Annotated in this window: 16 protein-coding genes; 10 read left to right on the plus strand and 6 right to left on the minus strand. The window is 70.6% G+C overall.

All coding sequences use genetic code 11. From position 1 onward, the window contains the following. Positions 1-85: 85 nt before the first annotated feature. From GSE44_RS23005 to GSE44_RS23015, 3 genes are read left to right on the plus strand one after another with little or no spacing between them, the layout of a single operon-like run. Positions 86-835 (plus strand): electron transfer flavoprotein subunit beta/FixA family protein, encoded by a 750-nt coding sequence (locus GSE44_RS23005; protein ID WP_159351168.1) that lies wholly within the window; start codon positions 86-88, stop codon positions 833-835. A gap of 1 nt (position 836) precedes the next feature. Continuing rightward, positions 837-1,754: an electron transfer flavoprotein subunit alpha/FixB family protein gene (locus GSE44_RS23010; RefSeq protein ID WP_159351169.1), complete on the plus strand. Its 918-nt coding sequence runs from the start codon at positions 837-839 to the stop codon at positions 1,752-1,754. After that, positions 1,751-2,641, plus strand: coding sequence for a 3-hydroxybutyryl-CoA dehydrogenase (locus GSE44_RS23015; RefSeq protein ID WP_268893693.1), 891 nt, complete (start codon positions 1,751-1,753; stop codon positions 2,639-2,641). The genes GSE44_RS23010 and GSE44_RS23015 overlap by 4 nt, the downstream gene beginning before the upstream one ends. 28 nt (positions 2,642-2,669) lie before the next feature. On the opposite strand, the gene GSE44_RS23020 is transcribed toward GSE44_RS23015, so the two are convergent. Next, positions 2,670-3,548, minus strand: coding sequence for a class I SAM-dependent methyltransferase (locus tag GSE44_RS23020; protein ID WP_235925092.1), 879 nt, complete (start codon positions 3,546-3,548; stop codon positions 2,670-2,672). Positions 3,549-3,575: 27 nt separating this feature from the next. Here GSE44_RS23020 and gloB point away from each other — a divergent pair, with 27 nt between their 5' ends. The 6 genes from gloB (at position 3,576) to murJ (ending at position 8,899) form a co-directional block, all read left to right on the plus strand. After that, positions 3,576-4,313, plus strand: coding sequence for a hydroxyacylglutathione hydrolase (gene gloB / locus GSE44_RS23025; RefSeq protein WP_159351170.1), 738 nt, complete (start codon positions 3,576-3,578; stop codon positions 4,311-4,313). 6 nt (positions 4,314-4,319) lie between these two features. Further along, positions 4,320-4,964 (plus strand): flavin reductase family protein, encoded by a 645-nt coding sequence (locus tag GSE44_RS23030; RefSeq protein ID WP_159351171.1) that lies wholly within the window; start codon positions 4,320-4,322, stop codon positions 4,962-4,964. 19 nt (positions 4,965-4,983) lie between these two features. Further along, entirely contained in the window at positions 4,984-5,586 is a 603-nt protein-coding gene (locus GSE44_RS23035; RefSeq protein ID WP_159351172.1) for a glutathione S-transferase N-terminal domain-containing protein, read from the plus strand. After that, positions 5,583-6,020, plus strand: a complete 438-nt coding sequence (locus GSE44_RS23040; protein ID WP_159351173.1) for a cupin domain-containing protein — start codon at positions 5,583-5,585, stop codon at positions 6,018-6,020. The genes GSE44_RS23035 and GSE44_RS23040 overlap by 4 nt, the downstream gene beginning before the upstream one ends. Before the next feature lie 334 nt (positions 6,021-6,354). After that, positions 6,355-7,356 (plus strand): tryptophan--tRNA ligase, encoded by a 1,002-nt coding sequence (gene trpS, locus GSE44_RS23045; RefSeq protein ID WP_159351174.1) that lies wholly within the window; start codon positions 6,355-6,357, stop codon positions 7,354-7,356. Positions 7,357-7,372: 16 nt separating this feature from the next. Then, complete coding sequence (gene murJ, locus GSE44_RS23050; RefSeq protein ID WP_159351175.1) at positions 7,373-8,899, plus strand: murein biosynthesis integral membrane protein MurJ; 1,527 nt, start codon at positions 7,373-7,375, stop codon at positions 8,897-8,899. 237 nt (positions 8,900-9,136) lie between these two features. Here murJ and GSE44_RS23055 read toward each other — a convergent pair whose 3' ends face one another. The 4 genes from GSE44_RS23055 to argH form a co-directional block, all read right to left on the minus strand. Beyond that, complete coding sequence (locus GSE44_RS23055; protein ID WP_159351176.1) at positions 9,137-10,867, minus strand: DEAD/DEAH box helicase; 1,731 nt, start codon at positions 10,865-10,867, stop codon at positions 9,137-9,139. 183 nt (positions 10,868-11,050) lie between these two features. Further along, positions 11,051-11,209 (minus strand): hypothetical protein, encoded by a 159-nt coding sequence (locus tag GSE44_RS23060; RefSeq protein ID WP_159351177.1) that lies wholly within the window; start codon positions 11,207-11,209, stop codon positions 11,051-11,053. 13 nt (positions 11,210-11,222) lie between these two features. Beyond that, positions 11,223-11,468, minus strand: coding sequence for a hypothetical protein (locus GSE44_RS23065; RefSeq protein WP_159351178.1), 246 nt, complete (start codon positions 11,466-11,468; stop codon positions 11,223-11,225). Then, complete coding sequence (gene argH / locus GSE44_RS23070; RefSeq protein WP_159351179.1) at positions 11,465-12,922, minus strand: argininosuccinate lyase; 1,458 nt, start codon at positions 12,920-12,922, stop codon at positions 11,465-11,467. The genes GSE44_RS23065 and argH overlap by 4 nt, the downstream gene beginning before the upstream one ends. 20 nt (positions 12,923-12,942) lie before the next feature. On the opposite strand from argH, the gene GSE44_RS23075 reads away from it, so the two are divergent. Continuing rightward, positions 12,943-13,470, plus strand: coding sequence for a TlpA family protein disulfide reductase (locus GSE44_RS23075; RefSeq protein ID WP_159351180.1), 528 nt, complete (start codon positions 12,943-12,945; stop codon positions 13,468-13,470). A gap of 468 nt (positions 13,471-13,938) precedes the next feature. Here GSE44_RS23075 and GSE44_RS23080 read toward each other — a convergent pair. After that, positions 13,939-14,398: energy transducer TonB family protein (locus GSE44_RS23080; protein ID WP_159351181.1), on the minus strand; the 460-nt coding region annotated here is incomplete at its 5' end.

The raw sequence follows: 14,398 nt of genomic DNA on the forward strand, positions 1-14,398 counted from the left end.
CGCTCGCCCGGGGCCGATCCAGGTCCCCCAACGCTCCGGCCCCGACCATCGGAAGCCGGCGCCTGCCAGAGGACCGTCACCCGGCATGAAGCTCCTCGTCCCCGTCAAGCGCGTGGTAGACTACAACGTGAAGGTCCGGGTCCGCCCGGATGGCACCGGCGTCGAGACCGCGAACGTCAAGATGTCGATGAACCCCTTCGACGAGATCGCCATCGAGGAGGCGGTCCGCCTGAAGGAGAAGGGGATTGCGACCGAGATCGTCGCCGTCTCCATCGGCCCGGCCCAGGCGCAGGAGCAGATCCGCACGGCGCTCGCCATGGGCGCGGACCGTGGCATCCTGGTCGAGGTGACCGATACGGTCGAGCCGATCGCGGTGGCCAAGATCCTGAAGGCCATCGTCGAGAAGGAAGGCCCGCAGCTGGTCATCCTCGGCAAGCAGGCCATCGACGACGACATGAACGCCACCGGCCAGATGCTCGCCGCCCTCCTCGGCTGGGGCCAGGGCACCTTCGCCAGCAAGGTCGAGATCGCCGACGGCGCCGCCAGCGTCACCCGTGAGATCGATGGCGGCCTCGAGACGGTGAAGCTGACCCTGCCCGCCATCGTCACCACCGATCTGCGGCTGAACGAGCCGCGCTATGCCAGCCTTCCGAACATCATGAAGGCCCGCAAGAAGCCGATCGAGACGATCAAGCCGTCCGATCTCGGCGTCGACACCACCCCCCGCCTGAAGGTGCTCAAGGTGGAGGAGCCGCCGAAGCGCGTGGCCGGCGTGAAGGTGGGTTCGGCCGCCGAACTCGTGGCAAAGCTGCGCAACGAAGCGAAGGTGATCTGAGATGACCGTCCTCGTCCTCGCCGACCATGACGGCGCCTCCATCAGCCAGCCCACCCGCTCCGCCGTCGCCGCCGGCGGTAAGCTGGGCGATGTCACCCTGCTGGTGATGGGGCCGGAAGCCGTGGCCCAGGCCGGCGCGAAGATCGCCGGCGTCACCCGCGTGCTGCACGCCCCCACCGAGCACCTGCTGGCCGAGCCTGCCGCCGCCCTGATCGCGGGCATGGCCGATGGCTACACCCATCTGCTCGCCCCCTCCTCCGCGGTCGGCAAGAACATCATGCCGCGCGTCGCCGCCCTGCTCGACGTGCAGCAGATCAGCGACATCTCCGCGGTGGTGGATGCCGATACCTTCGTGCGCCCGATCTATGCGGGCAACGCGCTGGCCACCGTGCAGTCCTCGGATGCGAAGAAGGTCATCACCGTCCGCGCCGCCTCCTTCGACCCGGTGGCCGCCGAGGGCGGCTCCGCTTCCGTCGAGGCCGCGCCGACGGCCGCTGACCCCGGCGTGTCCTCCTTCGTCGGCGCCGAGATCGTGAAGAGTGAGCGCCCCGAGCTGGCCGCCGCCCGCGTGGTGGTCTCCGGCGGCCGCGCCATCGGCTCCGCGGAGAACTTCAAGATCCTGGACGGCATCGCCGACAAGCTCGGCGCCGCCGTCGGCGCCTCCCGTGCCGCGGTCGATGCCGGCTACGCGCCGAACGACCTGCAGGTCGGCCAGACCGGCAAGATCGTCGCACCCGAGCTCTACATGGCCTTCGGCATCTCGGGCGCCATCCAGCACCTGGCCGGCATGAAGGACAGCAAGGTCATCGTCGCCATCAACAAGGACGAGGAGGCGCCGATCTTCCAGGTGGCCGATTACGGCCTCGTCGGCGACATCTTCAAGGTGATCCCGGAGATCGAGGCGGAGCTCTCAAAGTGAGCGACGCGACGCCGTCCATCGAATCGGTCGGCGTCATCGGCGCCGGCCAGATGGGCAACGGCATCGCGCATGTCGCGGCCCAGTCCGGCCTGGCCGTCACCATGATCGACGTGAAGGCGGAGGCGCTGGAGAAGGCGCTCTCCACCATCCGCAGGAACATGGACCGCCAGGTCTCCAAGGGCACACTGCAGGCCGGGGACCGCGACGCGGCCCTCGCCCGCATCACGACCGGCACCGACATGGCGATGCTGTCGGAGGCCGACATCGTCATCGAGGCGGCGACCGAGCGGGAAGACCTCAAGAAGTCCATCTTCAAGTCGCTCTGCCCGCATCTGAAGCCCAGCGCGATTCTCGCGACCAACACCTCCTCCATCCCCATCACCCGCCTGGGCGCCGCGACCGACCGCGCGCCGCGCTTCATCGGCATGCACTTCATGAATCCGGTGCCGGTGATGAAGCTGGTGGAGATCATCCGCGGCATCGCGACCGACGACGCCACCTACCAGGCGACCGAGGCCCTGGCTCGCCGCCTGGGCAAGACCACCGCGACGAGCGAGGACTTCCCGGGCTTCATCGTCAACCGCATCCTGCTGCCGATGATTAACGAGGCCGTCTACGCGCTTCATGAGGGCGTGGGCGACGTCGCCTCGATCGACACCGGCATGAAGCTCGGCACAAACCAGCCCATGGGCCCGCTGGAACTGGCGGATTTTATCGGCCTGGATACCTGCCTCTCCATCATGCAGGTGCTCCACGAAGGCATGGGCGACAGCAAGTACCGCCCCTGCCCATTGCTGGTGAAGCATGTCGAGGCCGGCTGGCTCGGCCGGAAGACCGGCCGCGGCTTCTACGACTACTCGGGCGAGACGCCGCGCCCCACGCGCTAAGTCCGAAAGATGGAAGGCAGTCCGAGGGCTATCTCCCCCCGGCCTCGCCCGAGGAACGCATCGTCGGCGAACGCATCGTCGGCACGGGGGCTTCATCCGAAACCGCCCAGCCGGGCTGCGGCACCCGGATCCGCCGGGCCCGGGCCGGCGCCGTGGCGGGCGGAATCAGCCCCATCACCGCCTTCCGCGCCTCGATCAGCGTCACCCCGCCCAACTGCGGCGCCACCACCTGCCCCACCGCCTCCCACACCTTCGCCCCCCGCAGCAGGGGCCGCAGGCCGAAGGGCGGGATGAACAGCGCCGCCTCCCGCCGCTCCACGGTGAACATGGACCGTTCCAGCAGCCGCGCGAGCTGCCCGGAGGAATAGGGCGCGCCATGGCCGAAGGGCGTCCGCTCCAGATGGGCCCAGACGGAGCGGCGATTCGGCACCACCGCCAGTAGCCGCCCTTCCGGCCGCAGCACCCGCCAGGCCTCGCGCAGCATGCGCCGGGCGTTCTCGGCCGCCTCCAGCCCATGCACCAGCAGGATGTTGTCGAAGCACATATCGGCGAAGGGCAGCCGGTCCTCCTCCGCCAGCGCCACGGCGCAGGGGCCATCGGGCGGCCAGGGAAGCATCCGCCGGTCGCCGGCCAGCGCCTCGGGGGTAGCCGAGACCAACCTGGCCGCCCCACGCCGCCACAGGCGCAGATATGGCCCGGCATGCCCCAGCCCCAGCACCTCCCGCCCCGTCAGCTCCGGCCAGATCTCCCGCAGCCGGGCGCGCAGCACCCGCCGTGTCACCGCGCCAAGCGGTGCCTCGTAAAAGGCCTGCAATCCCCAGGCAGTGAAGTGGACCTCGGCGCCCATGCCGTGGATATAGGCGATGGCGCGCCGCGCCGCAGGGCAGAATCGCCCGAAGCCGGCCATCCGCACTTCCGACCAGGAGAACAGCCGATGACGTGGACGATCCGGGCCGTGCCCAACCTCTCGGACAACTACGCCTGGCTGTTGCGGGACGAGGCCACCGGCACCGTTGCCCTCTGCGACCCCGGCGAGGCCGAGGCCAACCTGGCCGCCTTGCGGGACATGCCCGAGCCCGGCCGCCTGGACTGGATACTCCTCACCCACCACCACGCAGACCATATCGACGGCGTCCCTGGGGTGGTGAAGGCCACCGGCGCCAAGGTCCTCGGCGCCGCCGCCGATGCCCACCGCCTGCCCAGGCTGGACATCTCGGTGACGCCTGGCGACAGCATCCCCCTCGGCAGCGGCGCCATCGAGGTGCTGGACAGCCCCGGCCACACCATCGGCCATGTCGCCCTCCACATCCCCGCAGCCAAGGCCGTCCTCTGCGGCGACACGCTCTTCTCCCTGGGCTGCGGCCGCCTGCTCGAGGGTACGCCCGCCGACATGTTCCGCGCGCTCCGCCTGCTCGACGCCCTGCCCGGCGATACCCTCGTCTGCTGCGGCCACGAATACACCGAGAGCAACGCCCGCTTCGCCGTGACGGTGGAACCGGACAACGCCGCCCTGAAGGCCCGCGCCGAGGAGGTCCGCCGGCTTCGCAAGGAAGGCAAGGCGACCGTTCCCACCACCCTCGACACCGAGCGCGCCACCAACCCCTTCCTGCGTGCGCAGAACGTCGATCAGCTCGCCGAGCGCCGGAAGGCCAAGGACGTGTTCAAGGGCTGAAGCGGCGTGTTCTACGAACCGAAGAACGGCCACGGCCTGCCCTGGGATCCCTTCAAGGCCATCGTGGCACCGCGCCCGATCGGCTGGATCTCCACCATCGACGCCCAGGGGCGGGTGAACCTCGCCCCCTATAGCTACTTCGCCATCGTCCATAACGCGCCGCCGATGATCGCCTTCGGCAGCGAGGGGCTGAAGCATTCCGCCGCCAATGCCCGCGAGACGGGCGAATTCACCTTCAGCCTCGCCACCCGCGCCCAGTTCGATGCGATGAACGCCTCCTCCGGCAACCAGCCCGAAGGCATCAACGAGTTCGAGGACGCCAACATCCCCGCCACCCCCAGCCGCATGGTCCGCCCGCCCCGCGTGGCCGGCAGCCCCGCCGCCCTCGAATGCCGCGTGGTCCATGCCATGGAATTGCAGGACCAGGATGGCCGCCCGAGCAACGGCTTCCTCACCATCGGCCAGGTCGTCGGCGTGCATATCGACGAGACCTGCCTCCGGGACGGCCGCTTCGACATGGTCGCCGCCGGCACCATCGCCCGCTGCGGCTACCGCGACTACGCCCAGGTGACGGAACTCTTCGAGGCGCTGCGCCCCACGGATGCCGGTGCCTTCCCGCCCGTCCCGGCCCGCTGCGCCGCCCCTTCCTGAAACACGAACGGAAGCACCGATGCGCCTCTTCTTCGCCCCGACCAGCCCCTTCGTCCGCAAGGTCCTCGCCTGCGCCATCGCGCGCGGCATCGAGGATCGGATCGAGAAGGTGCCCACCAGCACCCAGACCAGCACCCAGACCAGCACGGAGCTGCCGCTGGCCAACCCACTCGGCAAGGTCCCCTGCCTGCTGCTCGACGACGGCACCCCCATCTACGACAGCCCCGTGATCTGCGACTACCTGGACACGGTCGGCGACGCCCCGCCCCTGATGCCCGCCTCCGGCCCAGCCCGGCTGCGCGCCGCCGTCATGCAGGCCCTGGCCGACGGCATCATGGACGCCGCGGTTCTCCGCCGCGGCCAGCTCGCCCATCCGCGGGACGAGGGCCGCACCGCCGTCGACGCCCGCCAGAAGGCCGCCCTGGAACGCGGGCTCGACCGCCTCGAATCCAGCCCGCCGGAAGCACTGAACGACGTCGGCGCCATCTCCGTCGCCTGCGCCCTCGGCTACCTGGACTTCCGCTTCGCCGCCGAGCCCTGGCGTGAAAGCCGCCCGCAGCTTGCCGCCTGGTTCGCCGCCGTCTCCGCCCTGCCGCCCCTGTCAGGCAACGCTCCCGCGTGAACCTGCGCGACCCCACCCTGTCCGCCGCCGACATCATCGCGGCGCTGGGCCTCCAGCCGCACCCGGAAGGCGGCCACTTCCGCGAAACCTGGCGCGACAGCCCGGCGGATGGCGGGCGCGGGGCGGGGACCGCCATCCTATTCCTCCTGGCGGCCGGGGAATGCAGCCACTGGCACCGGGTGGACGCGGCGGAGGGCTGGCACTGGCACGCGGGCGCCCCCCTCGCCCTCCGCATCTCGGATGGCGACGCCCCGGCCACCCACCGCCTGGGACCGGACCTGTCCTCGGGCGAATCCCTCTTCGCGATGGTGCCAAAAGGCCAGTGGCAGGCGGCGGAAAGCCTCGGCGCCTGGACACTGGTGGCCTGCACGGTCAGCCCGGCCTTCCACTTCCAAGGCTTCGAGATGGCGCCGCCGGGGTGGGAGCCGGGGTGACGCCAGGGGCTTTGCCCCTGGACCCCACCGGGGTGGCAGCGGCCACCCCGGACCCCGCGATCTGTTGGTGCGCCTGAGGTCGATGACCTCAGGCGACTGACAGGTCATCCCGCGCCGCCCAGAAAATCTGCCTGCGGTGCCGCGTCACCCGGTTGTTCCCCGAAAAACTGAACGCGGGGTCCGGGGGGCCCGCCGCCCCCCCGGCGGAGGTCCGGAGGCAGAGCCTCCGGGAGGCCAACCGCCTTGACGCCGCCCGCCCAGGGCGGGACACCCACCCCTCACCTCAACGAAGCCCCCGGCGCTCCAACCGCCGGCAGGCCAGGAACCCAGCTCCATGCAGCGCGTCTTCTCGGGCATCCAGCCCTCCGGCGTTCCCACTCTCGGCAACTATCTGGGGGCGATCCGCAACTGGGTGCCGATGCAGGACACGCATGAGAGCATCTTCTGCGTCGTGGACCAGCACGCCATCACCATGTGGCAGGACCCGAAGGAGCTGACGCGCCAGACGCGCGACATGGCCGCCGCCCTGCTCGCCTGCGGGCTTGATCCGAACCGCTGCACGCTTTTCGTCCAGTCGCATGTGCATGCCCACACGCGCCTCGCCTGGATCTTCAACTGCGTCGCCCGCATCGGCTGGCTGAACCGCATGACGCAGTTCAAGGACAAGGCCGGCAAGGACCGCGAGAATGCGGGTGCGGGCCTCTACGTCTATCCGAACCTGATGGCCGCCGACATCCACGCCTATCACGCCACCCGCGTGCCGGTGGGCGAGGACCAGAAGCAGCATCTCGAGCTCGCGAACGACATCGCCGAGAAGTTCAACCACGACTACGGCGTGAACTTCTTCCCGCATATCGACGCGCACATCATGGGCATCGCCGCCCGCGTGATGTCGCTGCGCGACGGCACGAAGAAGATGAGCAAGTCGGACCCCTCCGACCAGTCGCGCATCAACCTGAACGACGACGCCGACACCATCTCCCTCAAGATCCGCCGCGCCAAGACCGATCCCGAGCCCCTGCCCTCCGAGATGCACGGCCTGGAAAGCCGCCCCGAGGCGCGCAACCTGGTGGGCATCCTCGCCGCCATCACGGACCGCACGCCGGAAGACGTGCTGCGCGAACATGGCGGCCAGGGCTTCGGCACCTTCAAGGGCGTGCTGGCCGATGCGCTGGTGGCCCATCTCTCCCCCATCGCCGGTGAGGCCCGCCGCCTGCTGGCCGATCCCGGCGCGGTGGATGCCCTGCTGCGGCAGGGCGCCGAACGCGCCCGCGCCATCGCGGAGCCGATCGTGGCAAAGGCGGAGGAGCTGGTCGGCTTCCTGCCGCCGCGCTGACGCGGCAGGCGGCGCAATGCTGAAGAGCATCCTTACCGTCGGCTTCTGGACGCTGGGCAGTCGCGTGCTCGGCTTCCTGCGCGACATGCTGATCGCGGCCAGCCTCGGCGCCGGCCCGATCGCGGATGCCTTCTTCATTGCGCTGAAGCTGCCGAACCTGTTCCGGCGGCTCTTCGGCGAAGGCGCCTTCAACGCCGCCTTCGTCCCCGCCTTCGCCGCCACCCTCACGCTCAACGGGGCGGCGCAGGCGCGTGCCCTGGCCGAACGCATGTCCACGCTGATGACGCTGTGGCTCACGCTGCTTACCGCCCTCGGCATCGTCTTTATGCCGCAGGTGCTGCACGTTCTCGCCCCAGGCTTCGTCGACGAGCCGATCCGCTTCCAATACGCCGTCGAGCTGACGCGGATCACCTTTCCCTACCTGATCTTCATCTGCCTCACCGCGCTGATTTCCGGCGTGCTGAACGGGCTGGACCGCTTCGCCGCCGCCGCCGGCGCGCCGGTGCTCTTCAACCTGCTCTCCATGGCCGCCCTCTTCGCGCTGACGCCCTATGTCGCGACCCCCGGCCACGCCCTCGCCTGGGGCGTCACCGTCTCCGGCGCCGCGCAGCTCCTCCTTGTCTGGATCGCCGCCGCACGCGCCGGCATGCCGATGCGCATCATCTCCATGCCCCGCCTCTCGCCGGAAGTGCGGGACGTGCTGCGCCGCATGGGCCCAGGGCTGCTCGGCGCCGGCGTCACCCAGCTGAACCTGGCGGTGGACGTCATCATCGCCTCCCTCCTGCCGCCCGGCGCCGTCTCCTACCTCTATTACGCGGACCGCATCGGCCAGCTTCCGCTCGGCGTCATTGGCGCGGCCATCGGCACCGCCATGCTGCCCCTGTTGGCGAAGCAGCTACGCGGCGGCAAGCCGCTCTCGGCCCATCGCACGATGAACCGCGCGCTGGAACTTTCCCTCGCCCTGGCGCTGCCGGCGGCCGCGGCCCAGGCGGTCCTCGCTTGGCCCATCATCTCCGCTCTTTTTGTGCGCGGCGCCTTCGGCGAGCTGGAAGCGGCCGCCACCGCCGCCGCCCTCACCGCCTATGCCCTGGGCCTGCCCGCCTTCATCCTGGTGAAGGCCTATGTCCCCGGCTTCTTCGCGCGCGGTGACACGGCCACGCCGGTCAAAGTCAGCCTCTGCATCGTTGTGCTAAACCTGGCGCTGAACCTGGTCCTCACGCGCTACTTCGCCCATGTCGGCATCGCGCTGGCGACCGGCATCTCTGCCTGGGTGAATGTCATCGCCCTGGCCTGGCTGCTCCGTCGCCGTGCCCAGTGGCGTCCGGACCGCCGCCTCCGCCGCCGCCTGCCCCGCCTGCTGATGGCGACCCTCGCCATGACGGTGGTCCTGCTCGCCCTGCGCGCGGCCATGCCGGAACCGGTGGGATCGACGGCACGGCTCGTCGTCCTGGCCGTTTATGTCGTGGTGGGGCTCGCGACCTATTTCGGGATCGCCCAGGCCATCGGCGGACTGCATATCCGCGAGATTAGGCGGCGCCGGTAGCTCTGGGTGAGGCGTCGCCTCCCCCAGACCCCCTCTACCGGGGGGCGAACGCGCCTCCCGGTCCCCCGATCTGTTGGGAAGCACGCCTGAGGTCCAAGACCTCAGGCGACTAACCTGCCAGCCCGCACGGCCCAGAGAATCTGCCTGCGGCACTCTGTCCCAAAAAACTCAACGCGGGGTCCGGGGTGGCCGCTGCCACCCCGGCGGAGGTCCGGAGGCAGAGCCTCCGGGGTCCCCTCAGCGCTTCCGCTTGGCAGGCCGCGGCAACGCCTGCATCGGCTCGACCCGGATATGCGCATCCTCGCCACCCGGCCGGCGCACATTCGCCGCGAAATGCGCCGCCGCGTAGGGCGCGATCTCCACCTGGCTTTCATGCCCCAGGATGCGGATGCGTCCGATCTCGGCGCGGGAAACGTCCCCGCGCTTGCACAGGAAGGGCAGCATCCAGCGCGGATCCGCCTGCCCATCGCGGCCGACGCCGACGCGGAACCAGATCCCTTCGGAGGGCGGCGGCGGCCCACCGGCCTCTCGCGGACCGGGCCCTTCGAGACCCGGAGTGCGGCGCCCACGATCCGCCGCCATGGCGGACAGCTCCTCGGGTGCCGGCAGCGGGGCGCGCAGCAGCTTCACCAATGCGGCGGCCAGGGCGAGCGGATCGACGCCGGACGGGGCGGCGCCGCCCTCGGGCTGGCTCCATCCCGCCTCGCCGGCTGGGCGGCTGCCCGTGATGCCAGTGATGCCAGTGATGGTGCGGGCGATGGCCAGGTCTTCCTCGGCCGCCTCCTCGCCCAGGATTTCCGTCGCCCGCGCGGCGATGCGCTCGGCGTCACGGGCCCGCACCGCCTCGGCGGCGGGGGCCGGCCCCCAGGCCGCCTCCACCCGCGCGGCGGAAAGCAGCCGCTCGGCAATGCGGCGGCGCGCGGGCGGCACGATCAGCAGGCTGACGCCCTTGCGCCCCGCGCGCCCGGTCCGGCCGGAACGATGGAGCAGCGTATCGGGATCGCGCGGCAACTCGGCATGGATCACGAGGTCCAGCTCCGGCAGGTCGATGCCGCGCGCCGCCACGTCGGTTGCCACGCAGATGCGTGCATGGCCGTCGCGCAGGCTCTGCAGTGCGCGGGTGCGCTCGGACTGCGACAGCTCGCCCGAGAGCGCCACCGCATGGAAGCCGCGCTCGGACAGGTTGCCATGCAGGCGCGCAACGGCCGCGCGGGTGGAGCAGAACACCATGGAGATCGGCGCCTCCTCGAGGCGCAGCGCGTTCACCACGGCGCGCTCCACGTCACCGGGGGCAACGAGGGCGGCGCGATAGGTGATGTCGCCATGCGGCTCGCTGCCGGCGGTGGCCTCGATGCGCAGCGCGTCGCGCTGGAACTGCTTGGCCATCTGCGCGATGCCGCGCGGCACGGTGGCGGAGAACATCAGCGTCCGCCGACGCTCCGGCAAGGCGCCAAGAATGGCCTCCAGCTCCTCTCGGAAGCCGAGGTCGAGCATCTCGTCCGCCTCGTCCAGCACCACGGCGCGGATGCCGGCGGTCTTGAGGTTGCCGCGCTCGATATGGTCGCGCACGCGGCCGGGGGTGCCGACGGCGATCTGCGCACCGGAAGCCAGCACGCGCCGCTCCGCCACCGGATCCATGCCGCCGACGCAGGAGGCAATGCGCCCGCCGGCCGGGCCGTAAAGCCAGGTCAGCTCCGTCTTCACCTGCAGCGCCAGCTCGCGCGTCGGGGCCACCACCAGCGCCAGCGGGGTGCCGGCCGGCGGCAGGCGCGCGGCATCAGCCAGCAGGTCGCCGGCCATGGCCAGGCCATAGGCCACGGTCTTGCCGGAACCGGTGCGGGCGGAAACCAGCAGGTCGCGCCCCGAGGTCCCCTCGGCCAGCACGGCGGCCTGGACGGGGGTGGCGGTGGCATAGCCACGGGCGGCGAGCGCGTCGCGGAGCGGCGGGGGAAGAGATTCGAAGGGCATTCAAGCGTCCAAGGAAAAAGGCGCCTGAACGCGGCAGCGTGCATCATGCACGTCGTGGCGCGGGGGGCGGCGCGGCAAATGGGCAAGGCGCAAAGCAGCAGCCTTGCGAGGCGCCCCATATCGGCCTGTCACCCGCCGATCACAACCGGTAACACTGCATCACAGCCCTGCGACGGCGCAGCCTTACCCCCGGCGATGCAGGATCATCCCCAGGATCAGCGCCGAGCAGGAGGCGCCCGCCGCCCGCGTGGCCCCCGGCGTGTCGCCGGATACCGCCAGCACGAAGGTGGCCACCACCCCCGCCGCGCCGGCCAGCATCAGCAGCAGGGCCAGGCCACGCATCCTGTCCTCCCGCTCAGCGCGGGCTCGCGGGCCGCACCACCGGCAGGTCGCCCTGCTCGACGGGCGCCTCCGCCGCGGCGCCGCCCGGAGCCTGCGCATCCCCGCCGCCCGTGCGCGCGGTGGGCGGGAAATAAGGGTATAGGCGCGGATAGGTCATCTCGCTCGGCGGCCCCGGCGCCCGCACCGGCCCCACCCGCCCGCAGGCGGAGAGCACCAGCAGCGCCCCCATCCCGAGGACCAGACGCGACAGCAGCCTCATGCCAGCTTCCCCACCCATTCCTTGGCCATGGCCGCCACATTGGCCGGCGCCGTGCCGCCGAAGGAGGTGCGGGACCGCACGGAGGCCGCGACGGACAGCACCCCGAACACCGCCTCGGTGATGCGCGGCTCCACCGCCTGCATCTCCCCGATGGTCAGCCCCGACAGGTCCACCCCCATCTGCTCCGCCTTGGCCACCAGGCGCCCGGTGACATGGTGGGCATCGCGGAAGGGCAGCTTCAGCTCGCGCACCAACCAGTCCGCGAGGTCGGTCGCGGTGGAGAAGCCGGCACCCGCCGCCTCCTGCAAGCGCCCGACCACCGGCTGCATGTCCCGCACCATCCCGGCCGTCGCGGCCAGGGCCAGGGCCAGGTTCTCGGCCGCGTCGAAGATGCCTTCCTTGTCCTCCTGCATGTCCTTCCCATAGGTCAGGGGCAGGCCCTTCATCACCGTCAGCAGCCCGACCAGCGAACCGGTGATCCGCCCGGGCTTCGCCCGAACCAGCTCCGCCGCATCCGGGTTCCGCTTCTGCGGCATGATGGAGGAGCCGGTGGTGAAGGCATCCGTCAGCTTGATGAAGTTGAAATAGGGGTTGGTCCAGATCACCACCTCTTCCGCGAAGCGGGAGAGATGCGTGGCGCAGATCGCGCAGGCCGAAAGGAACTCCAGCGCGAAATCGCGGGATGCCACCGAATCCAGGCTGTTCCGGGTCGGCCCGTCGAAGCCCAGCGCCGCCGCCGACATGTGCCGGTCGATCGGAAAGCCCGTGCCGCACAGCGCCGCCGCACCCAGCGGCGATTCATTCAGCCGCTTGCGCGCATCCGCCAGCCGACCGCGGTCGCGCGACAGCATCTCGACATAGGCCAGCAGGTGATGCCCGAAGGTGGTGGGCTGCGCTGGCTGCAGATGGGTGAAGCCCGGCATCACCGTGCCCGCATGCTCCAGCGCCCGCTCCGCCAGCGCCTTCATCACATCCGCGACCTGCGCATCCAGCCCGTCGATCGCATCCCGCGTCCAGAGCCGCACATCCAGCGCCACCTGGTCGTTGCGCGAACGCCCGGTGTGCAGCCGCTTGCCCGCCTCGCCGATGCGCTCGGTCAGCCGCGCCTCGATGTTCATGTGGATGTCCTCCAGCGCCTCGCTGAAGGGGAACTCGCCCGCCTCGATCTCCTGTCCGATGGCATTCAGCCCCTCGCGGATCGAAGCCTCGTCCTCGGCGGAGATGATCCCCACATGCGCCAGCATCGCGGCATGGGCGAGGCTGCCCTTGATGTCCTGCCGCCACATCTTGCGATCGAAGCCGATCGAGGCATTGATCGCCTGCATGATGGCGGAGGGACCGGCCGCATAGCGCCCGCCCCATGCGGCGTTGGCAGAGGAATTCGGCTTGGCGTGATCGTCGGGCACGGTGGTGGAGGTCTTCTCAGGTGTTGATTGCAGGTCGCCGTGGCGCATTAGCCCGGATCGGGGCCCTCATGGCGGGCGGGACACTAGGCGCGGCCCTCCCCCAACGTCCAGCGCGCGCGCAGGCCATCGGCAAGCTCAAGGAGGACGGCCCCAAGCCTCTTCCCGCCATCACCCTCACCGACCCCGAGGGCAAGCCGCGCGACATCCCGTCCATCGTCCAGCAGGGCTCCGGCAAGGGCATCGTCCTGAACCTCTGGGCCACCTGGTGCCCGCCCTGCGTCGAGGAGATGCCGGCGCTCGACCGCCTCGCCGCCCTGCTGGCGCCCGAAGGCATCCTGGTCATCCCCGCCTCCTCGGACCGCAACGGCCGCGCCCAGGTGGAGCCCTTCTACGCCCGCACCGGGATCAAGCATCTCGGCATCTGGCTCGACCCCAACTCCGCCGCCATGCGCGCCCTCGGCGCCCGCGGCCTGCCCACCACCATCCTGATCGACCGCCAAGGCCGCGAGCGCGGCCGGCTGGAAGGCGCGGCGGCCTGGGATGGGGAAGCCCTGGTCGCCGATGTGCGAAGGCTTTGCGGCGACGGGGCGGCCTAAGGCAGCGGAACCGACAACTCCTGCTTCGCAGGCTGGAACGACAAAGCCCTCACCCGGGGGGACGGGCGAGGGCCATGGTCGAAGTAGCGCCCGCCCAGAGGGGGATCGGCGGGAGTTACGAACAGAACCTAGCGCGCCATGGGTTCCGCGGCGAATCGAAGCCGATCCAAATCGGTTCGCAATTTTAACGGGATCAGCCCGAACCAGGGCGGGCATTCGGGCCGAGGACAGGAGGACCTGGCCCGGAATCCCGAAGCCCTCGCCCGGAGGGGCGGACGAGGGCCGGGATCGGAAGCGGCGCGGTACCCGGCGCCAACTTGACTCTATGCCGCAGAAATCAGGATGTGCGCGTCACGAAACAGTGCTTTTTGCGGCGCAACAAAGGGCGCAACAAAGGGCGCACCAGAGCAGCACCAGAACCTGTCCCCGCATGCAGGAAGAAAAAGACCTTAGCCCGAGGTCTATCCGTTAGCGGTTCAGGCTGAAGCGGATCGGCACCGTCATGGACTGGCTGTCACCGTAATCGCTTGGCAGCGACGGCAGGTTCGCCCGCTGCAACATCGACACCGCCTCCGTATCCAGCTCCTCATCTCCCGAGCTGCGGGACAGACGCGGTCCCAAGACCGTGCCATCCCGCATCAGGGTGAAAGTGACCTGCGCCACGCCCTCCGAGTGCCGCGCCCGCGCGCCCATCGGATAGCGCTGCACGCGCCGCAAGGCCGCGCTGATCTGGCCCAGGAAGCTGGGTGACAGCGATGCGGCGCGTGCCGGGGCAGCCGCTGGCGCCGGCGCCACGGGCGCCGCCGCCACGGGCGGCGAATAAGGCTGCACCGGCGCCTGCTCGGCCACCTGCGGCCGGCGCGGCTGCGGCGGTGTCGGGCGCGGCGCGGGGCGCGCATGCTGCAGGGGGGGCGGCGGCGGGGCCGGC

It is taken from the genome of Muricoccus harenae (assembly GCF_009848505.1).
Classification (GTDB): Bacteria; Pseudomonadota; Alphaproteobacteria; order Acetobacterales; family Acetobacteraceae; genus Roseomonas; species Roseomonas harenae.